The 20,631-nt window shown below is 74.0% G+C and carries 18 protein-coding genes; 13 read left to right on the top strand and 5 right to left on the bottom strand.

Annotated elements, in window-relative coordinates:
• Window positions 1-210 precede the first annotated feature (210 nt).
• The gene (locus tag ACIP5M_RS15890) at window positions 211-1,413 is read left to right on the top strand and encodes a glycine C-acetyltransferase (protein ID WP_401197085.1); all 1,203 of its coding nucleotides are present in this window, start codon (window positions 211-213) and stop codon (window positions 1,411-1,413) included.
• 12 nt (window positions 1,414-1,425) lie between these two features.
• The gene (locus ACIP5M_RS15895; RefSeq protein ID WP_401197088.1) at window positions 1,426-2,340 is read left to right on the top strand and encodes a LysR substrate-binding domain-containing protein; all 915 of its coding nucleotides are present in this window, start codon (window positions 1,426-1,428) and stop codon (window positions 2,338-2,340) included.
• Between the two features lie 29 nt (window positions 2,341-2,369).
• Here ACIP5M_RS15895 and ACIP5M_RS15900 read toward each other — a convergent pair whose 3' ends face one another.
• On the bottom strand, window positions 2,370-2,858 hold the full coding sequence (locus ACIP5M_RS15900) for a MarR family winged helix-turn-helix transcriptional regulator (protein ID WP_401197090.1): 489 nt from the start codon (window positions 2,856-2,858) through the stop codon (window positions 2,370-2,372).
• A 144-nt stretch (window positions 2,859-3,002) separates the two neighbouring features.
• Between ACIP5M_RS15900 and eno the strand changes: the two genes are divergently transcribed.
• Complete coding sequence (gene eno / locus ACIP5M_RS15905) at window positions 3,003-4,301, top strand: phosphopyruvate hydratase (RefSeq protein WP_401197093.1); 1,299 nt, start codon at window positions 3,003-3,005, stop codon at window positions 4,299-4,301.
• Between the two features lie 73 nt (window positions 4,302-4,374).
• Here the strand turns inward: eno and ACIP5M_RS15910 are convergent, their stop codons facing one another.
• The gene (locus ACIP5M_RS15910) at window positions 4,375-5,154 is read right to left on the bottom strand and encodes a DeoR/GlpR family DNA-binding transcription regulator (RefSeq protein WP_401197096.1); all 780 of its coding nucleotides are present in this window, start codon (window positions 5,152-5,154) and stop codon (window positions 4,375-4,377) included.
• Between the two features lie 159 nt (window positions 5,155-5,313).
• Between ACIP5M_RS15910 and ACIP5M_RS15915 the strand changes: the two genes are divergently transcribed.
• The 6 genes from ACIP5M_RS15915 to ACIP5M_RS15940 all read left to right on the top strand — a co-directional run bounded on the left by ACIP5M_RS15915 (window position 5,314) and on the right by ACIP5M_RS15940 (window position 11,585).
• Entirely contained in the window at window positions 5,314-6,216 is a 903-nt protein-coding gene (locus ACIP5M_RS15915) for an SIS domain-containing protein (protein WP_401197099.1), read from the top strand.
• The gene (locus ACIP5M_RS15920) at window positions 6,213-7,049 is read left to right on the top strand and encodes a class II fructose-bisphosphate aldolase (protein WP_401197102.1); all 837 of its coding nucleotides are present in this window, start codon (window positions 6,213-6,215) and stop codon (window positions 7,047-7,049) included. The genes ACIP5M_RS15915 and ACIP5M_RS15920 overlap by 4 nt, the downstream gene beginning before the upstream one ends.
• Window positions 7,050-7,243: 194 nt before the next feature.
• Window positions 7,244-8,416 (top strand): LLM class flavin-dependent oxidoreductase, encoded by a 1,173-nt coding sequence (locus tag ACIP5M_RS15925; protein ID WP_401197105.1) that lies wholly within the window; start codon window positions 7,244-7,246, stop codon window positions 8,414-8,416.
• Window positions 8,413-9,483, top strand: coding sequence for a zinc-binding dehydrogenase (locus ACIP5M_RS15930; RefSeq protein WP_401197108.1), 1,071 nt, complete (start codon window positions 8,413-8,415; stop codon window positions 9,481-9,483). Before ACIP5M_RS15925 ends, ACIP5M_RS15930 begins: the two co-directional genes overlap by 4 nt.
• Window positions 9,484-9,600: 117 nt before the next feature.
• Window positions 9,601-10,791: an acyl-CoA dehydrogenase family protein gene (locus ACIP5M_RS15935; RefSeq protein WP_401197110.1), complete on the top strand. Its 1,191-nt coding sequence runs from the start codon at window positions 9,601-9,603 to the stop codon at window positions 10,789-10,791.
• 101 nt (window positions 10,792-10,892) lie between these two features.
• Window positions 10,893-11,585, top strand: a complete 693-nt coding sequence (locus tag ACIP5M_RS15940) for a hypothetical protein (RefSeq protein ID WP_401197112.1) — start codon at window positions 10,893-10,895, stop codon at window positions 11,583-11,585.
• Between the two features lie 102 nt (window positions 11,586-11,687).
• On the opposite strand, the gene ACIP5M_RS15945 is transcribed toward ACIP5M_RS15940, so the two are convergent.
• The gene (locus ACIP5M_RS15945) at window positions 11,688-12,677 is read right to left on the bottom strand and encodes an Acg family FMN-binding oxidoreductase (RefSeq protein WP_401197115.1); all 990 of its coding nucleotides are present in this window, start codon (window positions 12,675-12,677) and stop codon (window positions 11,688-11,690) included.
• A gap of 249 nt (window positions 12,678-12,926) precedes the next feature.
• Here ACIP5M_RS15945 and ACIP5M_RS15950 point away from each other — a divergent pair, with 249 nt between their 5' ends.
• Genes ACIP5M_RS15950 through ACIP5M_RS15960 form a run of 3 tightly spaced genes read left to right on the top strand, consistent with a single transcriptional unit; the run spans window position 12,927 to window position 17,643 of the window.
• Window positions 12,927-13,904 carry an oxygenase MpaB family protein gene (locus ACIP5M_RS15950; protein WP_401197117.1) on the top strand — a complete coding sequence of 326 codons (978 nt, stop codon included), beginning with the start codon at window positions 12,927-12,929 and terminating at the stop codon, window positions 13,902-13,904.
• A complete protein-coding gene (locus ACIP5M_RS15955) occupies window positions 13,886-16,066 on the top strand; it encodes a tetratricopeptide repeat protein (protein ID WP_401197120.1) in 2,181 nt (726 codons plus the stop codon). Before ACIP5M_RS15950 ends, ACIP5M_RS15955 begins: the two co-directional genes overlap by 19 nt.
• Window positions 16,063-17,643, top strand: coding sequence for a phytoene desaturase family protein (locus ACIP5M_RS15960; RefSeq protein ID WP_401197122.1), 1,581 nt, complete (start codon window positions 16,063-16,065; stop codon window positions 17,641-17,643). The genes ACIP5M_RS15955 and ACIP5M_RS15960 overlap by 4 nt, the downstream gene beginning before the upstream one ends.
• A 13-nt stretch (window positions 17,644-17,656) precedes the next feature.
• On the opposite strand, the gene ACIP5M_RS15965 is transcribed toward ACIP5M_RS15960, so the two are convergent.
• Window positions 17,657-18,106, bottom strand: a complete 450-nt coding sequence (locus ACIP5M_RS15965; RefSeq protein ID WP_401197125.1) for a nitroreductase family deazaflavin-dependent oxidoreductase — start codon at window positions 18,104-18,106, stop codon at window positions 17,657-17,659.
• Window positions 18,107-18,230: 124 nt separating this feature from the next.
• Between ACIP5M_RS15965 and ACIP5M_RS15970 the strand changes: the two genes are divergently transcribed.
• Entirely contained in the window at window positions 18,231-18,608 is a 378-nt protein-coding gene (locus ACIP5M_RS15970; protein WP_401197127.1) for a VOC family protein, read from the top strand.
• 40 nt (window positions 18,609-18,648) lie between these two features.
• Here ACIP5M_RS15970 and ACIP5M_RS15975 read toward each other — a convergent pair whose 3' ends face one another.
• The gene (locus ACIP5M_RS15975; RefSeq protein WP_401197129.1) at window positions 18,649-20,409 is read right to left on the bottom strand and encodes a serine hydrolase; all 1,761 of its coding nucleotides are present in this window, start codon (window positions 20,407-20,409) and stop codon (window positions 18,649-18,651) included.
• Between the last annotated feature and the right edge of the window lie 222 nt (window positions 20,410-20,631).

Here is a 20,631-nt window from a genome sequence, read left to right on the forward strand (position 1 = left end):
ACCGCCTGGCGCGCGGCGGTCGGCGGCCGGTGTGGCCGGTCCGCTGCTCGCCTTCCGTGCTCCGTCCTGGCTCCGAGCCGTTTTCGTTCCGACTCCACAGACCATCTCCCTACGGCCGGGTCCCGCACACCCTCCCCCCTCCGCGGGACCCGGCCCCTCCCGCCGCCCTCCACTCCACCGGACGGCACACCGCACAAGGAGAAGCCCACCATGTTCGAGTCCGTACGCGAGGACCTGCGCACCACCCTCGACGAGATCCGCGCCGCCGGCCTGCACAAGCCCGAGCGCGTCATCGGCACCCCGCAGAACGCGGCCGTCGCCGTCACCGCGGGCGGCGCCGCCGGCGAGGTCCTCAACTTCTGCGCCAACAACTACCTGGGGCTGGCCGACCACCCCGAGGTCGTCGCCGCCGCGAAGGACGCGCTCGACCGCTGGGGCTACGGCATGGCCTCCGTCCGCTTCATCTGCGGTACGCAGGAGGTGCACAAGGAGCTGGAGGCGCGGCTGTCCGCTTTCCTCGGCCAGGAGGACACGATCCTCTACTCCTCCTGCTTCGACGCCAACGGCGGTGTCTTCGAGACCCTGCTCGGCGCCGAGGACGCCGTCATCTCCGACGCCCTCAACCACGCCTCGATCATCGACGGCATCCGGCTGTCGAAGGCCCGCCGCTACCGGTACGCCAACCGCGACCTCGCCGAGCTGGAGATGCGCCTCAAGGAGTCGCAGGACGCCCGCCGCCGCCTGATCGTGACCGACGGCGTGTTCTCCATGGACGGCTACGTCGCCCCCCTCGCGGAGATCTGCGACCTCGCGGAGCGCTACGACGCCATGGTCATGGTCGACGACTCCCACGCGGTCGGCTTCGTCGGCCCCGGCGGCCGCGGCACCCCCGAGCTGCACGGGGTCATGGACCGCGTCGACATCATCACCGGCACCCTCGGCAAGGCCCTCGGCGGCGCCTCCGGCGGCTACGTCGCCGCGCGCGCCGAGATCGTCGAGCTGCTGCGCCAGCGCTCGCGCCCGTACCTCTTCTCCAACTCCCTCGCCCCGGTCATCGCGGCGGCCTCCCTCAAGGTCCTCGACCTGCTGGAGTCGGCCGGCGACCTGCGCGAGCAGCTCGCCGCCAACACCGCCCTCTTCCGTTCGAAGATGACCGAGGCCGGCTTCGAGATCCTCCCCGGCGACCACGCCATCGCCCCCGTGATGATCGGCGACGCGGCCGAGGCGGCCCGGATGGCCGAGCTGCTCCTGGAGCGCGGGGTCTACGTGATCGGCTTCTCCTACCCGGTCGTCCCGATGGGCGCGGCGCGCATCCGCGTACAGCTCTCGGCCGCCCACTCCACGGCCGACGTGGAGCGCGCGGTGGCCGCCTTCGTCGATGCCCGGGCGGCGCTGGGCACGTCGGCCGGCTGAGACAATGGAGGGGTGATCGACCCCCGCCGGCTGCGCATCCTGCGGGCCGTGGCGGACCACCGTACGGTGACCGCCGCGGCCGCAGCCCTGTACCTCACCCCCTCCGCCGTCTCCCAGCAGCTCGCCGCGCTGGAACAGGAGACGGGCCACGCCCTTCTCACCCGCAGCGGGCGGGGCGTACGGCTCACAGCGGCCGGTGAGATCCTGCTCGGCCACGCCCACGAGGTGCTGGCGCAGCTGGAACGGGCGGAAGCGGAACTCGCGGCCTACGCGGGGGGCTCGGCCGGCGAGGTCACGGTGGCCGCCTTCGCGACCGGGATCGCGGAGGTGCTGGCGCCGGCGATCGCCCGGCTCGCGCTCGACCACCCGGGGATCCGGCTGCGGGTGCGGGACGCCGAGGGTGACGAGAGCCTGCCGCTGCTGCTCGATGGCGAGGCGGACGTGGCCCTGGCGGTCGAGTACCGGGGCGGCCCGGGGGCCGACGACGCCCGCCTGTCGGTCCTCCCGCTGTACGCGGAACCCTTCGACGCGGTGCTGCCCTCGGGACACCCCCTCGCGGACTCGCCCGCGGTGTCGCTGGCGGACCTGTCCGATTCGGACTGGGTGGGCCAGTACCCAGGCAACCCGTGCCACGACGTGACGCTGCTCGCCTGCGAACTGGCCGGCTTCCAGCCCCGGTTCGTGCACTCCTCCGACGACTTCCGCGCGGTGACGGCGCTGGTCGGCGCGGGCGCCGGGGTGGCCCTCGTACCGCGCTCGGCGCTCCGGGGCATGGACCTCAAGGAGGTCCAGGTCCGCCCGGTAACGGGCCCGGCCGCCACCCGCCGCGTCTTCGCCGCCACCCGCCGGGGCGGCGAGACCCACCCCCTGATCGCACCGGTGCTGGCGGCGCTGGTACGGGAGTCGGAGCGGTTGCCCGCGCACTGACGGGCCGTCCGCAGGGGCCGCCCGATCGCCTACAGGCCCTGACGCGTGGCCAGCCGTTCCATCAAGGCCGTGCTGCGGGCGAGCAACTCCCGCTCCTCTTCGGTGAGTTCGGCCTCGATGGCCAGCGCCAGCCATCCGGCCCGGCGGCCGCGCTCCGCTTCCAGCGCGGCCCGGCCGGCGTCCGACAGCTCGAGCAGGGACTTGCGGCCGTCCGTGGGGTGGGCCCTGCGGGTGAGCAGGCCCTGTTCGAGGAGGAGGCCGACCGCGCGGGCCATCGACTGCGGGCGTACGCCCTGGTCGGTCGCGAGATCGCTGGTGGTCATGGCGCCGTCGCGGGCCAGTACGCCGAGCACGGCGGCGTGACCGTGCGGGATCCGGTCCTCGTGCTTCACGTGCCGAACGCCGAGCGCGGCGGCGTGTCCGAGCGGGTTCCGGTCCTCGTGCTTCGCGCGCCGGGTGAGCTTGCCCATCGCGGTACGCAGTTCGGCGGCGAGGGTGGCGGCTTCCGGGGTGGTCATAGGGCACTTTAACCCGGCAACGGCAATGTGCAGCCGAACTGAACAGCAGAACTGAACAGCATTGCTGTAGAGTTTCGCTGCGCCGGGCCGAGCGTCAGCGTCGTCGCACCGGGGTCCGGCAGGCGACAACGACAAGGAACCCCCATGCCCGCACACACAGTCGAGCCGACCGTCGTCCGCGGCGTCACCGCCCGCGCCGTCCTCGACAGCCGCGGCAACCCCACCGTCGAGGTGGACGTCGTCCTCGCCGACGGTTCCCTGGGCCGCGCCGCCGTCCCCTCCGGGGCCTCCACCGGCGCCCGCGAAGCGGTGGAGCTGCGCGACGGCGACCCGCGGCGCTGGCACGGCAAGGGCGTCGACCGGGCCGTGGCCCACGTGAAGGGCGAGATCGCGCATGCCGTCACCGGCCGCGACGCCGACGACCAGGCCGGCCTCGACGCCGCGCTCGTCGCGCTCGACGGCACGCCCACCAAAGCGCGGCTCGGCGCCAATGCCCTGCTCGGGGTCTCCCTCGCCGCCGCGAAGGCCGCCGCCGTCTCGCACCGGCAGCCGCTGTACCGCTACCTGGGCGGGGCCGACGCCCGCGTGCTTCCGGTGCCGATGATGAACATCGTCAACGGCGGCGCCCACGCCGACAATCCGCTGGACTTCCAGGAGTTCATGATCGCGCCGGTGGGGGCGGGGTCTTTCGCGGAAGCCGTCCGCATGGGCTCCGAGGTCTTCCATACGCTCCGCCGCGACCTGCTGGCCGCGGGCCACTCCACGGGCGTCGGCGACGAGGGCGGCTTCGCGCCCGCGCTGCGCACGGCCGAGGAGGCGCTCGACTTCGTCATGGCCGCGATCGAGCGGACCGGCTACCGGCCCGGCGCGGACATCGGCCTCGTCATGGACCCGGCGTCGTCGGAGTTCTACGGGGGCGGCGTGTACACGTACGCGGGAGAGGGCGTCCGGCGTACCTCCGCCGAACAGGTCGACTACCTCGCCCGGTTGATCGACGCGTACCCGATCGTCTCGGTGGAGGACCCGATGGCCGAGGACGACCTCGACGGGTGGCGCGAGCTGACGGCGCGGGTCGGGAGCAGGTGCCAGTTGACCGGGGACGACGTGTTCTGCACCAACGAGGCCCTGGTACGGGAAGGCATCCGTACGGGGGTGGGGAACGCGGTCCTGATCAAGGTCAACCAGATCGGGACGCTGACCGAGGCGCTCGGGACGGTGGGCGCCGCGCGGCGGGCCGGATGGGCGGCGGTCATGTCGCACCGGTCCGGTGAGACGGAGGACACGACCATCGCGGATCTGGCCGTCGCCACGGGCTGCGGGCAGATCAAGACCGGCTCCCTGTCCCGATCGGACCGCACGGCCAAGTACAACCAACTCATCCGGATCGAGGAGGAACTGGGGGAGTCCGCCATGTACGGATTCGCCGCCGCGCCCACCGCGTGAGGCCCGCCGAAGGGCGCGGCTCCGCCCCGGGCCGCGCACCTCTCCTCATCCGGCCTGATCCGTACGACACCCTCTAGACCCGCAGCACCTCGACGCCCGCCGCCTCGAACTCGCGCGCGACCTCCACCGCCAGGCCCGTGTCCGTCACCAGGACGTCCACCGAGGCCGTCGGGCAGATGCGGGCGAAGGCGCGCACGCCCAGCTTGCTGGAGTCCGCCGCGATCACCACCCGGCGGGCCCGCTCGCACAGCAGGCGGTTGACCGAGGCCTCGTCCTCGTGGCGGGTCGCCGCGCCGTCCGCCGGGTCGAAGCCGTCCACGCCGACCACCGCCGTGTCCACCGCGAGCTGGCCGAGCACCTGCTCGGCCAGCGGGCCCGTGAGCTCGTACGACTGGGGGCGAGCCACCCCGCCCGTCAGCACGATCTTGAACTGCGGCCGGATCACCAGCTCTCCCGCGATGTTGAGGGCGTTGGTGACCACCGTCAGCGCCGGAGTGCCCGAGGCCAGGTCCGGGCGGCCGGCCAGGGCGCGGGCCACCTCGGTGGTGGTGGTACCGCCCGTCAGGCCGATCACCTCGCCCGGCGTGATCAGGCCCGCCACCGCCTCGCTGATGCGGCCCTTCTCGGCGGCGCGGCGGGAGGTGCGGTAGCGCAACGGGAGCTCGTACGACACACCGTGGAGCACCGCCCCGCCGCGCGTGCGGACCAGCAGCTGCTGTTCGGCGAGCTGGTCGAGGTCGCGCCGGATGGTCGCGGCGGACACGCCGAGGGCCTCGGCGGCCGGCTCCACCTCCAGCTCGCCCCGCTCCACCAGCAGATCCAGCAGTGTCTGCCACCGCTCTTTGCGGGTCATGGGCCGCCCCCTCTCGCTCACCTTCGGCCTATCCGCAGACATTAACCCAGGGCATCAGCTCATGGCTGCTTGAAGTTGCGCGAAACAAGGGGCTATCTTGCAAGAAAACGCATGACGAATGCAGAACGCCGGACCCGCCTGTCACCAGAGGGAGCCTGTATGAGCCACGTCGCGTACGAGTTGGGCACACAGCCCGCATGCTGGGAGCGGGCCGCCGAACTGGCCCCCGCCAGGCGGTCGGTGCTGCCGCAGCCGGGGGAGCGTACCGCGATCGTCGGGTGCGGGACCTCGTACTACATGGCCCAGGCGGCCGCCGTGTTGCGCGAGGAGGCGGGCCAGGGCGAGACCGACGCCTTCCCCGCCTCGGAGTTCCCGCGCCACCGCCGCTACGACCGGGTCGTCGCGCTCACCCGGTCCGGGACCACCACCGAGGTGCTGGAGCTGCTCGGCGCGCTTCGCGACGCCGGCGTGCCGACGACCGCCGTCATCGGCGATCCGGCGACCCCGGTGATGACCCTCGCCGACGAGGTCGTCGTGCTCGACTTCGCCGACGAGCAGTCCGTCGTCCAGACCCGCTTCGCGACCACCGCCCTCACCCTCCTGCGCGCCCACACGGGCCTGCACACCGAGGACGCCGTCGCCGACGCCCGTACCGCGCTCGCCGAGCCGCTCCCCGCCGAGCTGCCCTCCCGGGGCCAGTTCACCTTCCTCGGCCGCGGCTGGAGCGTCGGCCTCGCGCACGAGGCCGCGCTGAAGATGCGCGAGGCCTCCCTCTCCTGGGCCGAGTCCTATCCGGCGATGGAGTACCGGCACGGGCCCATCAGCGTCTCCGGGCCCGGCACCGCCACCTGGTCGCTCGACGCGGCGCCCGACGGGCTCGCCCAGCAGGTGCGGGCCACCGGCGCCCAGTGGGTGGCCGGGCGGCTCGACCCGCTCGCGGAACTGGTCCGGGTGCACCGTCTCGCCCTCGCCGTCGCCGAGCACCAGGGTCTGGATCCGGACGCGCCCCGCCACCTCACCCGCTCGGTGATCCTCACCACCGGCGAGGAGGCCGTCCGATGAGCCTGGTCCCCGCCGGCGCACTCGTCCGGGAGGCGGCCGGGGCGGGCCGCGCCATCGCCGCCTTCAACATCATCACCCTGGAGCACGCCGAAGCGGTCGTCGCCGGAGCCGAGGCGGCGGGGCTCCCGGTGATCCTCCAGCTGAGCGAGAACGCGGTGAAGTTCCGCGGCGGCCAACTGCTGCCCATCTCCCGGGCGGCCGCCGCCTGCGCCGAGGCCGCCGCGGTCCCCGTCGGCCTGCACCTCGACCACGTCAAGAGCTCCGAGCTGCTCCGCCAGGCCGCCGACGCCGGATACGGCTCCGTCATGTACGACGCCGCGCACCTCCCGTACGCCGAGAACCTGGAGGCGACCCGCTCCGCCGCCGACTGGGCGCACGCCAACGGGCTGTGGATCGAGGCCGAGCTGGGCGAGGTCGGCGGCAAGAACGGCGCCGCCCCGCTGGACCCGCACGCGCCCGGCGCGCGTACCGACCCCGACGAGGCGCGCCGGTTCGTGGCCGACTCCGGGGTCGACGCGCTGGCCGTGGCCATCGGCAGCAGCCACGCCATGACCAGCCGGACGGCCGCCCTGGACCACGCGCTGCTGGCCCGCCTCGCCAAGACGGTGGACGTACCCCTCGTCCTGCACGGCTCCTCGGGGCTCCCCGACGCCGAACTCGCGGCCGCCGTCGCGGGCGGCATCCGCAAGGTCAACATCGGCACCGCGCTCAACGTGGCCATGACGGGAGCCATCCGCACCCACCTGACCCCGGCCGACCCCCGCCCCTACCTGACGGCGGCCCGCACCGCGATGGCGGCAACGGCCCAGGCCATGCTCATGGCACTGAACTGAACTGAACTGAACTGAACCGGAGCGGGCCTGCCGGAGGTAGATCCTCCGTTCCCGACCGCGGGATCCCGCCTCCGATCCCGCCTCCGATCCCACTCAGCGGGAGCGCGGCCGCGGCGCCATTGAAGGTGCGGCGCGCGCGGTGTTCCGTCGTACGGCAGACCTGCCGAGCCGTGCGACGGAAGGACGGACCGCTGATGCCGCAGCCTTGTCTCCCCACCTCACACGGGGTGTTCCTCGCCCCCTACCACCGGCCCGACCGCGATCCCGCGCTCCAGCTGCGCCGGGACCTCGACCTCGTCGAGGCGCTCGACCGGCTCGGGTACGAGGAGGTGTGGGTGGGGGAGCACCATTCCGCCGGGTACGAGATCATCGCCTCGCCCGAGCTGTTCCTCGCGGCGGCCGCCGAGCGGACCGGCCGGATCAGGCTCGGGACCGGGGTCAACTCCCTCCCGTACCACCAGCCGCTCATCCTCGCCGACCGGATCTGCCAGCTCGACCAGCAGTCGCGCGGCCGCGCCATGCTAGGAGTCGGCCCCGGCCAACTCCCCTCCGATGCCTTCATGATGGGCGTCGACCCGCTGCGTTCCCGCGCGATGATGGCCGACACGCTGGACGTGATCACGCGGCTGCTCCGCGGGGAGACGGTCACGGCCGCCACCGACTGGTTCGCGCTGGAGGAGGCCAGACTCCAGCTCGGTCCCTACCGGGGGCGGGAACTGGACGTGGCCGTGGCCTCGGCGGTATCGCCCACCGGCGCGGTCCTGGCCGGGCGGCACGGCGCCGGCATGCTCTCGCTGGCCGCCGCCGATCCGGCGGGCTACGCCGCCCTCGACACCAACTGGGCCGCGTACGAACGCGCCTGCGCCGAGACAGGCCGCGCCGCCGACCGGTCCTCCTGGCGGCTGGTCACCCCCGTACACCTCGCCGAGACCCGCGAACAGGCCCTGCGGGAAGCCCGGTTCGGCACGCCGGACCTCGTGTCCTACATCGAGACGCTGGGCGGAACACGGCCCGAAGGCTGCGGCACGCCCGCCTCTGCCGTGGAGCGCTGGGTCACGGAGGGGCTGCCCACGTTCGGCCGGGCCGTCATCGGCACCGCGGACGACGCGGTCGAGCGGATCGGCCAACTCGCGTCTAAAACCGGGGGTTTCGGCACCTTCCTGATCCTCCAGCTCGACATCGCCGAGCCCGCGGCCGCCCTGCGCAGCCTGGAGCTCTTCGCCGAACGCGTCGTACCGCGCCTGACCGGGACCACCGACGCCCGCCGTGCAAGCCTCGCCTGGGCCGGCCGCAACAGCGAGCGGTTCACCGGGGCCGTGCGCCGCTCCACCCTCGAGGCCATCGCCCGTAAGGGAGAGGTCCGTTGAGGGCGGCGGTACTGGAGGACGGCCGCTTCCTCGTACGGGAGTACCCGGACCCCGTGCCCGGACCCGGACAGGCCCTCGTCGAGACGGCGGCCTGCGGCATCTGCGGCTCCGACCTCAGCGCGGTCGCCCACACCGACGAGTTCCTCCGGGCCTCCCGGGACAGCGGCACCGCCGGCTTCCTCTTCGACCCGGACCGGCCCCTGGTCATGGGCCACGAGTTCTCCGGCCGGGTGCTCGCCTACGGACCCGGCGCGAGCGGACCGGAGCCGGGGACCGGGGTGGTCGGCCTGCCCTGGGCGGTCGATGCCGGGGGAGTGGTCCGAACCGTCGGGTACAGCAACGCCTTCCCCGGCGGGTTCGGCGAGCGGATCGTCGTACAGGCTCAGGCGCTGCTGCCCGTACCGGCCTCCCTGGACCTGGCCCTGGCCTCCCTCACCGAGCCGCTGGCCGTCGGCTTCGGGAACGTCGCGCGCAGCTGCGCCGGCGCGGGCACCCCGGCCGTGGTCATCGGCTGCGGTCCCGTGGGGCTGGGTGCCGTCGCGGTCCTCCTGGAGCGCGGCGCCGGTCCGGTGGTCGCCTCCGACCCCTCGGCGCTGCGCCGCGCGGCCGCGTCCCGGCTGGGCGCGCACGCGGTGGTGGATCCGGCGGTCGGCGCGGACCCGGTGGCCCGCTGCGCGGAGCTGGCCGGGAGCTCCGCGCGTCCGACCGTGGTGGTCAACTGCGTGGGCGTGCCCGGCATGCTGAACCGGCTCCTGCACACCGTCCCGCGCGGCACCGAGATCCTGCAGATCGGCGGGGTGATGACCGAGGACGTGATCCGCCCGGTCGTCGGCATCTACAAGGACGTCACCCTCCGCATGTGCCTGACCTACCCGCCGCGGGAATTCGGCGCCACCCTGGCCCGCCTCGCCGCCGGCCGGATCGATCCGGCCGCGCTGGTCACGGGCGAGGCCGGTTTCGGCGGCATGGACGCGGCCTTCGCCGCGCTGCGCCGTCCGGAGGAGCACATCAAGGTCCTCATCAGACCGGAGCGGGCGGGGGCCGGCATCACAAAGGTGAAGAGCTGAGCTACTACTGACCGCGCGGCGGAGGCCCGCGGCGGCCCTTCCGGATTCTTGCAACAGGTTCTACTCTGACCGCCGCCACACAGCGACCGGCTGGACCGCGAGACTCCCGGAGGGGCCGTGCACCTCGAATACACGCCTGAGCAGCAGCAGTTGCGCACCGAGCTGCGCGCCTACTTCGCGGAGCTGATCCCCGAGGACGTCTACGCACGCTACGAGGACCCGGCCGCCCAGAAGCGCTTCTACCGGGAGACGATCCGCCGCCTCGGCGCCGACGGCTGGCTCGGGGTCGGCTGGCCCAAGGAGTACGGCGGGCGCGGCATGTCGCCCATGGACCAGTTCATCTTCTTCGACGAGGCCGCCCAGGCCGTCGTGCCGCTGCCCCTGATGGCCCTCAACACGGTCGGCCCGACCATCATGCAGTTCGGCACCGACGAGCAGAAGGCGTACTTCCTCCCGCGCATCCTCTCCGGCGAGATCGACTTCGCCATCGGCTACAGCGAGCCCGACGCCGGCACCGACCTCGCCGCCCTCAAGTGCAAGGCCGTCCGCGAGGGCGACGAGGAGACCGGCACCTACGTCGTCAACGGCCAGAAGATCTGGACCACCAACGGCGACACCGCCGACTGGGTCTGGCTCGCCGTCCGCACCGACCCCGACGCCCCGGCACACAAGGGCATCACCATGCTCCTCGTGCCGACCTCCGACCCCGGGTACTCCTGCACGCTCATCAACACCCTCGCCTCGCACGACACCACCGCCAGCTACTACGAGAACATCCGCGTCCCCGCGAGCCGCCGCGTCGGCCAGGAGAACAAGGGCTGGCGCCTGATCACCAACCAGCTCAACCACGAGCGCGTCACCCTCGCCGCCCACGGCACCATGGCGATCCGCGCCCTGCACGACGTCCAGCGCTGGGCCGCCGAGACCAAGCTCGCCGACGGCCGCCGCGTCATCGACCTCTCCTGGGTCCGCGGCCGCCTCGCCCGCACCCACGCCCGGCTCGACGCGATGAAGCTCCTCAACTGGCAGATGGTGGGCGCCGTCCAGGACGGCACCCTCACCCCGCAGGACGCGTCCGCCGTCAAGGTCTACGGCTCCGAAGCCCGCAGGGACGCGTACGCCTGGCTCATGGAGATCGTCGCCGCGGCCGGCCCCCTCAAGGACGGCTCCGCCGGCGCGGTCCTGCACGGCGAACTCGAACGCGGCTACCGCAGCGCCGTCATCTTCACCTTCGGCGGCGGCAACAACGAGATCCAGCGCGAGATCATCTCCTGGATCGGCCTCGGCATGCCCCGCGTCCGCCGCTGAGGGCCTCATGGGGGCACCGGACGGCTCCGGCGGCCGTTGTCAGTGGTGATCGGCACGATGGATGCGTACCGCTGATCCGGGCTCATCACGAGGGGTTACCCATGTCCATTGCCGTATCCGACGCCGCGTCCGTCCGCTTCCCCACCGGCTGGTGCGCCACCGACCTGGGCCGGTTCCGACCCTGCGACTCCACCTACGAGGTCTACCCCTTGGACAGCCTGCCGCCGCTGGACGCCGTGGGACTCGACGGCGGGTTCGGGTGGATGGGCGGCGGGAGCACCGGGCCGTCGGAGCACGTGGCGCATCTGGAGGCGCTGGAACGGGAGCTGGCGGCGGTCGGGCTCACGCTGCCTTCGGACTTCGCCGCGTTCTACAGCAGCGAGCGACTCTGCCGCGCCTTCGACGAGGTGTCGGTGACGGCCTGTTGGACCGATCTGTCCGCGGCGCTGCGCAGCCCGGCCGAGGAGGGCGCCCGTCTCGTGCGGTTCCTGCGGGACCAGCAGGACTGCGTCATCTGGTACCTGTACCTGCGGACCTCGGGGGAAGCGTTCGTGGTGTGCTCGCACATCGAGCTGGAGTCCGCCGAGGACTGGTTGGCCGGGGAGCGGGCCGATGAGTTCCGGGAGGCCGCCGCCGGCTCGCTGATACGGTGCGCCGATTCCTTCGAGGAGTTCGCGTACCGCTTCGTCGTGGAGAACGAGCTGTGGGTGCAGCTCGACTCCGCCGACGCGGAAGGGCAACTCGCTCCCCGCCTTCAGGCATACGCCGATCACTACGCGGCCGCCGCCGCCTGACGTCTCCCACGGGGGCGCCCTCCCTTCCGCACCACACGGAGGTGGAGGCGCCCGTCGCCCCGGGTCCTCGGGTGTGCATCGCAGCCCGCCCCCCAGGGGGCGTCACCGGATGTCCAGGACCTCCGTCACCGGGCGGCGCGGTGTGGCGGCTCCCTGGGGGCCGTAGCCGAGGCGCAAGACCATGTGGACGTGGCCCGTGGGCGCGACCGGGTCGCGTACGGTCCACCGCAGCTCCGGCCACTCCAGGGCTTGGGAGGTCATCGAGGTGGCCAGGCCGTCGACCGTGGCCTGGAGGAGGACGCGCTCCAGTGCCTGGCCCGCGCGCAGCCAGTCGGTCCGGGTGTCCCCCGGCGTGCCCAGCAGGGCCAGCCGGGGCCGCTTCTCGAACACGGCCCACCCGCGGTCCGGTACCGGGCCGGCCCGGCCGAAATCGCGCACGGGGGCCGGCCCGCCGGAGCTCCGCGGGCCGAACGCCGCCGCGGGAATGCCGTCCGGGCGCGTCGCGGACGCGCCCGGCGCCCCGGTCGTCCATGCGGCCGTCTCCTCCCGGACGAGCGGATCCGTCTCCTCCCGGTGCTCCGCGTCGCGCAGGAGCCCCAGCAGGGTGTCGGTGTGCCAGTCGTCCGGGACGGTCAGCCGGCAGCCCTCCAAGCGGGCCGCGGCGCACAGGCCGTCCAGCAGCGCGTCCGGCACGGGTTCGTCGCTGAACGGGTGACGGCTGGTGTGCCGGCGCCGCAGCGCATCGTGCAGCGGAGCCAGATCCTGGTCCTCGCCCTCGGACGCGTCGAAGCACACCCTGCTCAGCAGCCACGGCTCGGAGTCGTCGGGCAGCAGCTCCACGCGGGCCGGCAGCCCCGCCCGGGCCGCGGAGACGCGCAGATTGAGCAGCGCCGCGGCGCAGCCGAGGTGGAGCGCACGGTGATCGGGGTCGGTGCGGGTCATGGCCCGTTCCGGGTCGCCGTGCAGCTCGATGACGTCGGCGCCGGGGCGGAAGACGAACTTCCAGGGCTGGGCGTTGTGCATGGAGGGCGCGGTGACGGCGTCACCGACCAGCAGGGCGACGGTTTCGGTGTCGAGGCGTGGTGCGGTCACGGCACTGGTCCTGTCTGTGCGGCCCGGAGGCGGGGACCACCGGTTCGACATGATGTTCCTCCCGATATGCGATGTTCGCCGCTTCCAGGATCCGCCGCCGCCCGGGCTCCGGGGTAGGGCCGAGCGGCCCTCCCTGAGCGGAAACGGCCGTGTCGGCCCCGGCAACGGTGTGCCCCGGCGGGCGCCGGGTCGTGACGCCGAAGAAGCCCCGTGCGCATCGCCGGCGGCTCGTGCGGGTAGAGGTGCGGGGTGGAGAACACCGCGCGACCCGCATCCGGCGGCGACACCGGCACCGGCGCGGCGGCCGGTGCGGACCCCGGGCTGTACGGGCCGGACTCCGTCACCTGGCAGTGCCACGGCGACCCGGTGATGTGGATCGCCGGCGTCCGCGCGCTCTACCTGCAGGCCCTGCACCCGCGCGCCGTCCGAGGCGTCATGGAGAACTCAGACTTCCGCAAGGACGCCTGGGGACGGCTGCTGCGCACCGCCGATTTCGTCGGGGCGATCACCTACGCCACGACCGAGACCGCCGAACGCGCCGGCGCCAGGGTGCGGGCCATCCACCGCACGCTGTCCGCCACCGACCCGGACACCGGCGAGCGCTTCCCCGTGGATGACCCCGGGCTCCTGCTCTGGGTGCACTGCGCCCAGATCGACAGCTTCCTGCACGTCCTGCTCCGCTCCGGCGTCCCGCTCACCCCCGCCCAGGCCGACCGCTACGTCGACGAGAACCGGGTCAACGCCCGCCTCGTCGGCCTCGACCCGGCCGGAGTACCGGCCGACACGGCGGCGCTCGCCGCCTACTTCGAGACGGTCCGCCCCGAGCTCGCCGCCGGCCCCGACGCCCACGACGTGTACGACTTCCTGTACGCGCCACCCGTCCACCCGCTCCTCGTCCCTGGCCGAAACCTGCTGTGGCGCCCCCTCTCCCGCCTCGCCTACGACACCCTCCCCGGCTGGGCGCACCAGCTGTACGGGCACCCCGCACCGGCCCCGCACCTCACCACCCGCCGCCTGCGCCTCACCGGACGCGTGCTGCGCAGCATTCCCGCAGGTCTGCGCTGGAAGCTGCCGCCAGGTCACATCTTGAGAGCGATGCGCCGCATGGGCCCCGGGAGTCGCCCCTCGCCGTACACACTGCGCACATCAGCGGCCATACTGGACCGGCCGGGGAGGGCATCGCACGACGACGGGGGCGGCTTCAAGACATGGCGGAGTCCAGACTGATCCAGGGCCGGTACAGGTCGCTCGATCTGATCGGCCGCGGCGGCATGGGCGAGGTGTGGCGCGCCCGAGACGAGTCGCTGGGCCGACAGGTCGCCGTGAAGTGCCTCAAACCGCTCGGACCAGAGCAGGACGCCCACTTCACCCAGGTGCTGCGCGAGCGGTTCCGCCGCGAGGCCCGCGTCGCCGCGTCCCTCCAGCACCGGGGCGTCACCGTCGTCCACGACTTCGGCGACGACAGCGCCGCGGGCGGCCCCCTCTACCTCGTCATGGAGCTCCTCGACGGCCGCAACCTCAGCCAGCTCCTCGCCGACAACGAGAGCCGCCCGCTCCCCGTGGACGTGGTCGTCGACATCGCCGAGCAGATGGCCGCCGCCCTCGGCTACACCCACGACCAGGGCGTGGTCCACCGCGACCTGAAGCCGGCCAACATCATGCGGCTCGCCGACGGCACCGTGAAGATCTGCGACTTCGGCATCGCCCGCCTCGCACACGACATCGGCTTCACCGCCAAGCTCACCGGCGGCGGCATGGCCATGGGCACCCCGCACTACATGTCGCCCGAGCAGATCGCGGGCGGCGAGGTCGACCACCGCAGCGACCTCTACTCCCTCGGCTGCGTCCTCTACGAGATCGCCACCGGCGCCCCGCCCTTCGACCTCGGCGATTCCTGGTCGGTCCTGGTCGGCCACCGCGACACCCCGCCCGTGCCGCCCCGAGAGCACCGTCCCGAACTGCCCGCATACTTCGAGCGGGCCGTCCTCGACCTGCTCGCCAAGCGCCCCGAGGACCGTCCCGGCGACGCCCGCCACCTGCACCGGCGCCTCGTCGAGGCCCGCCTTGGCCCCGGCGGCCCGGCCGGCGCGCAGGCCCCGCTGCCGGCCTGGGCCCGCGGGATGACGGCCGGCCGCAAGGCCGGCATCGACGCCCGCCCCGCGAGCGGCGAATGGGCCGTCCTCACCGGCTCCTGGGCGGCCGCGCGCCCCAGCGGCGAGCAGCGGACCACCCCCGAACAGCCGGCCACGCCCGCCCACCCGGCCACGCCCGCCCATCCGGCCACGCCCGCCGTTCCCCGCCCGAGCGGCGAGCACGCCGCCCCGCACCCGAGCGGCCCCCAGCGGATCGTCCGGCCCGCCCCCGACGAAGACCCGCGGCTCACCGCCGCCTACGGGATCCCGCGCGTCCCCGGCCCGCGGGAAACCGGACCCGAGGCCCTCGCCGCCGGCCACACCAGGGCCTTCGCCCTCAGCCGCGCGGGCCGGCCCGAGGAAGCCCTGGCCGTGTACGAAGCCGTGGCCGAGGGACGCACCCGGACCCTCGGCCCGGACCACGCCGACACCCTCGCCGCGCGCCAGGAGGCGGCGTACGAACTGGGCAGGCTCGGACGCCACCGGGAGGCCTACGACATCTACGTCGCGGTGCTCGCCGCCCGCCGGCGCACCATGGGGCCGCTCCACCCCGACACCCTGCGCTGCCGCCACAACCTGGCCTGCGCCCTGGGCGCCCTCGGCCGGTTCTCGGAGGCCCACAACGCCGCCGCCGAGGTCGCCGCCGACCGGGAGGCCGTGCTCGGAGCAGAGCACGCGGACACGCTCCTGACCCGCTACGAGGTGGCGTACGCGCTCGGCCGGCTGGACCGCTGGGAGGAGGCCCTGGCCGGTTTCCGCGAGGTCGCCGCCGTACGCGAGCGCGTCCTCGGCCGCGACCACCCCGACACCCTCGCCGCACGCTACGAGGTCGGCATCGCGCTCGGCCGTACCGGCAACAGCGCCCAGGCCCTCGACCTCTTCCGGGCCCTGGTCCGCGACCGTACCCGCGCCTACGGGGCCAACGACCCCGAGACGCTGCGCGCCCGGCACGTCCTCGGCGTCAACCTGGGCCGCCTGGACCGCTGGGAGGAGGCCGTCGCCGAGGCCAGGCAGGTGGGCGCCGCCCGGGCCAGGGCCCTCGGGCCCGAGCACCCCGACACCCTGGTCAGCCGCCGCGAACTGGCCGCCGGACTGGGCCGGCTGGGCCGCTGGGACGAGGCGCTGCCCATCTACCGGGACCTCGCGGGCATCCGCGAACGGTCCCTCGGCGACGAGCATCCCGACACCGCCCTGGCCCACGCCGACGAGGCGCACTGCCTGGAGCGGCTCGGCCAGGTGTGCTACCAAGAGCCATGACAGCCATGCGGGGCTCCGGTGCCTTCGGGCGCGACGTATACGACGACGTGATCGTGGGCGGCGGGCACAACGGCCTGGTCGCCGCGGCCTACCTGGCCCGGGCGGGCCGCTCGGTCCTGGTCCTGGAACGCCTCGGGAACACCGGCGGGGCAGCGATCTCCAGCCGCCCCTTCGCCGGCCTCGACGCCCGGCTGTCGCGCTACTCCTACCTCGTCTCCCTGCTCCCGGCGAAGATCGTGCGCGATCTGGGGCTGCGCTTCTCGGTGCGCCGGCGCACGGTGTCCTCCTACACGCCCGTCGAGCGCGGCGGCCGGCCCGGCGGCCTGCTGGTCGGCGGCGGTGAGGCCCGTACCCGGGAGTCCTTCGCACGGCTGACCGGCTCGGAGCGGGAGTACGAGAGCTGGCGCGCCTTCTACGGGACCACGGGCCGGGTCGCCGAGAAGGTGTTCCCGACCCTCACCGAGCCGCTGCCCACCCGCGAGGAGCTGCGGGCCCGGATCGACGACGACGCCGCCTGGCGGATGCTGTTCGAAGAACCCCTCGGGCGGGCGGTCGAGGCCCACTTCACCGACGACCTGGTCCGGGGCGTGGTCCTGACGGACGGGCTCATCGGCACCTTCGCCGACGCCCACGACCCCTCGCTCGCACAGAACCGCTGCTTCCTCTACCACGTCATCGGCGGCGGCACGGGCGACTGGGACGTCCCGGTCGGGGGCATGGGCGCCCTGACGGACGCCCTGGCGGCGGCCGCCCGGGAGGCCGGGGCGGAGATCGCCACCGGGCACGAGGTGCTGCGGATCGACGCGGACGGGATCGCCCCGGCCGAGGTGGTGTTCCGTACCGCGGCGGGGGAGGGGCGGGTCGTCGGCCGCACGGTGCTGGTGAACGCCTCGCCGCAGGCGCTGGCCGAACTCCTCGGCGAAGCCCCGGCGGCGGAGCCGGCCCCCGAGGGCGCCCAGCTCAAGGTCAACATGCTGCTGCGGCGCCTGCCGCGGCTGCGGGACACCGCCGTCGACCCGCGCGAGGCCTTCGGCGGCACCTTCCACATCGCCGAGGGGTACGCCGAGCTCGCGCGGGCTCACGCGGAGGCGGCGTCCGGCGAACTGCCGTCCGTACCGCCCTCGGAGATCTACTGCCACTCGCTGACCGATCCGACGATCCTCGGGCCGGATCTGGTGGAGCAGGGCTACCAGACGCTGACCCTCTTCGGCCTGCACACCCCGGCCCGGCTCTTCCGGCACGACAACCAGCAGGCGCGCGAGGTGCTGCTGACCGCCACCCTGGCGCAGCTCGACGCGCACCTGGCCGAACCGCTTACCGACTGCCTCGCCTTCGACGCGGACGGCCGCCCCTGCATCGAGGCGAAGACCCCGCTGGACCTGGAGCGCGACCTGCGGCTGCCCGGGGGCCACATCTTCCACCGGGACCTGTCGTGGCCGTACGCCGGCGCGGGCGGCCGGTGGGGCGTGGAGACCGCCCACCGCAACGTACTGCTGTGCGGCGCGGGGGCGGTCAGGGGCGGCGGCGTGAGCGGGGTCCCCGGGCACAACGCGGCGATGGCGGTGCTCGGGCACTGAGCCGCCGGCCGCGCTAGCGAACCGGTTCGATGACGACGATCGGGATCTCGCGGTCGGTCTTGGCCTGGTACGCGTCGTACGAGGGCCAGTGCCGGACCATGACCGGCCAGTACGCGGTGCGCTCCTCCGGGGTCGCGGTGCGGGCGGCCCCCTCCAGGGTCTCGGAGCCGACCTGGATGCGGACCTCGGGGTGCTCGGTGAGGTTCCGGTACCAGAGCGGGTGGGCCGGGTCGCCGCCCTTGGAGGCGACGAGGAGGTAACGGCCGTCGTCTTCCCCGTAGATGAGGGGGGTCCGCACGGGGTTCCCGGAGATCCGGCCCACGGTGGTGAGCAGGAGGGTCTGGGTGCCGTTCCAGTAGTGGCCCTCGGCTCCGTTCGAGCCCACGTACTGCTCGACGTGGTCCAACTGCCGGCTTCCCGGCCTGGGGTCGGTTGGGTTGTCCCAGTCGATGCCGATGGTCATGCGGTCTGCCTGCCTTCGTGTTGAACGGTCAACGAACCTCGACAACGAGCACCAACACCCGCGGGCACGTGCTTCGTCCCGGGACGGCGGAGCGCGCGCCCGGCCGCAGCGCTAGCATCCAGCCATGATCGCTGAGCTGCAGTGCGTGGTCCTCGACTGTCCCGATCCGGGGCGGCTCGCCGCGTTCTACCGGTCCCTGCTGGGCGGCACCGTCAACCGCCGGGACCGCCGGTGGCAGACCGACGAGGACTGGGCGACGCTGCACACCCCGGCCGGCCTGGTCCTCGCCTTCCAGCGGTCTCCGGACCACAGGCCGCCGCAGTGGGGCGACCCCGCCCGCCCGCAGCAGTTCCACCTGGACTTCGGCGTCCCCGACCTGCGGGCGGCGCGGGAGGAGGCCCTGGCGGCCGGCGCGACCCTGCTCGAGGAGGGATCCGCCGACCGCGGCTGGGACGTCTACGCGGACCCGGCGGGGCATCCGTTCTGCCTGGTCCGGCACTGAGCCTTCGCTCGGTCCGCACGCGAACCGCCTGCCGGGGCCCTCAGTCCGCCGAACGCGTCCAGCCCGTCGCCTCGATGCGGGCGGCGTCCGCGGGGCGGTCCTCCGCGAAGAGCAGGCGGGCCGGTTCCGACACGCGGATGAGGTCCACGTAGACCCCGCGGCCGACGTAGCGGCCGGTCGCGGTGTGTCGGAAGCGGAGCCGTACCTCGCGGCCCGCCCAGGCGGCCGTGAGGGGGGCCTCCAGGCGGTGCCAGATGCGGCCGGACCAGCCGCCCGCGGAGCCCCGGGGCCACGGCTCGGCGGCGCCGCCCGTGGCCCGGACGGTGCTGAACGGCAGCGGCTCCCACCGCTGCCCGTCGGGCGAGGCCTCCAGGTGGAAGGCCCCCTCGCCGGGCACGGTGTCCCACCACACGGCGCAGCGCAGCCGGGCGGAGCCCGTGGCCGGGGAGAGCGGGGGCAGGGTGAGGGTGCCCGAGCCGCCCGTCTCCATGCCGGAGTACCAGGCGGGACCTCCGTGCCTCGTACGGACGGGGACGGCGCGCGCGAAGCGGTTGCCGACGGCGACGCGGGGCGCGCTGCCGGCCCGCCAGGTGCGCACGGGGTGCACGGAGTTGCCGAGCAGGATCAGGAAGGAGTCGGTGGAGGGGTCGAGGACGAGGGAGGTGCCGGTGAAGCCGGTGTGGCCCGCGGAGTGCGGGGTGGCCATGGCGCCCATGTACCAGTGCTGGTAGAGCTCGAAACCCAGACCGTGGTCGTCGCCGGGGAAGGCCGTGTTGTAGTCGGTGAACAGCAGCTCGACGGAGGCGGGGCGCAGGATGCGCTTGCCCGCGTAGACCCCGCCGTCGAGGAGGGTGCGGGCGAGGACGGCCAGGTCCCAGGCGGTGCCGAAGACCCCGGCGTGGCCGGCGACACCGCCGAGCGCGTAGGCGTTCTCGTCGTGGACCTCGCCCCACACCAGTCCGCGGTCCAGTCCGGACCAGGGCGGACGCTGCACCTCGGTGGCGGCGGTGACGCGGCGCCAGGAGCGCGGCGGGTTGTAGCGAGTGCGGTGCATCCCGAGCGGAGCGGTGATCTCGTCGTGGAGCAGGGCATCCAGACTGCGACCGGTGATCCGTTCCAGGAGCAGCTGGAGGGTGATCAGGTTCAGGTCGGAGTACCGGTAGACGGTCCCCGGAGCGTCCTGCGGTTGCACCGACCACAGGAGCCGCAGCCGGCCCTCCCGCGTGGACTCCCGGTAGAACGGCGCCCACGAGCGCAGCCCCGAGGTGTGCGTGAGCAGCTGGCGGACCGTGATCAGCTCCTTCCCGCCGCCGGTGAACTCGGTCAGGTACCGGGCCACCGGAGCCTCCAGCTCCAGCCGGCCCCGCTCCATCTGCTGCACGGCCAGGACGGAGGTGAACAGCTTCGTCAGCGAGGCCAGGTCGAAGACGGTGTCCTCGGCCATCGCGATCCGCTCGGCCGCCGGGAACTCCCGCACCCGGTCGGTCCGCCCGTCGTAGTCCGCGTACCGTACGGCGTCGCCCATGGCCCGGTGCAGGGCGACGGTGCGGCCCCGGCCGGCGAGGACCACCGCCCCCGCGTAGTAGGGGCGTTCGGGCGAGGGGCCCAGGAACCTCCGCGCCTCGTCCGCCACCGCCTCCAGGTGCCGTTCCAACAGCCCGGCCTGGCGCGCCGACCCGTAGCGCAGCCGCAGCCCCTGGAGCGCACGCCGCTCCGCCGGATTTCCGGCCGCCCCGGCGCTGCCGGGCAGCGCGGCGTGCAGCACGAGCACCCCACCGAGCGCCAGCAGCCGGGCCCCCAACCGCCGGCGGGTCAACCCCCGCCCGGGCCCGCCCGCATTCCCGGCGCCCGCATTCCCGGGCCCGCTCGCGCGCCCGGGCCCGCCGGCCTTCCCGGGCCCCGCGCCGCTCAGGTCCCCGCGCCGGTGCCCGCCGTCGTTCTCCCGCCCGGGTCCGCCCGCATCCCCGGGCCCGGCCGCGATCAGGTCCCCGCGTCGGCGCCCGTCGTCGTTCTCCCGCCCGGG

Origin of the sequence: Streptomyces sp. NPDC088762, assembly GCF_044750905.1 — a bacterium.
GTDB lineage: Bacteria > Actinomycetota > Actinomycetes > Streptomycetales > Streptomycetaceae > Streptomyces.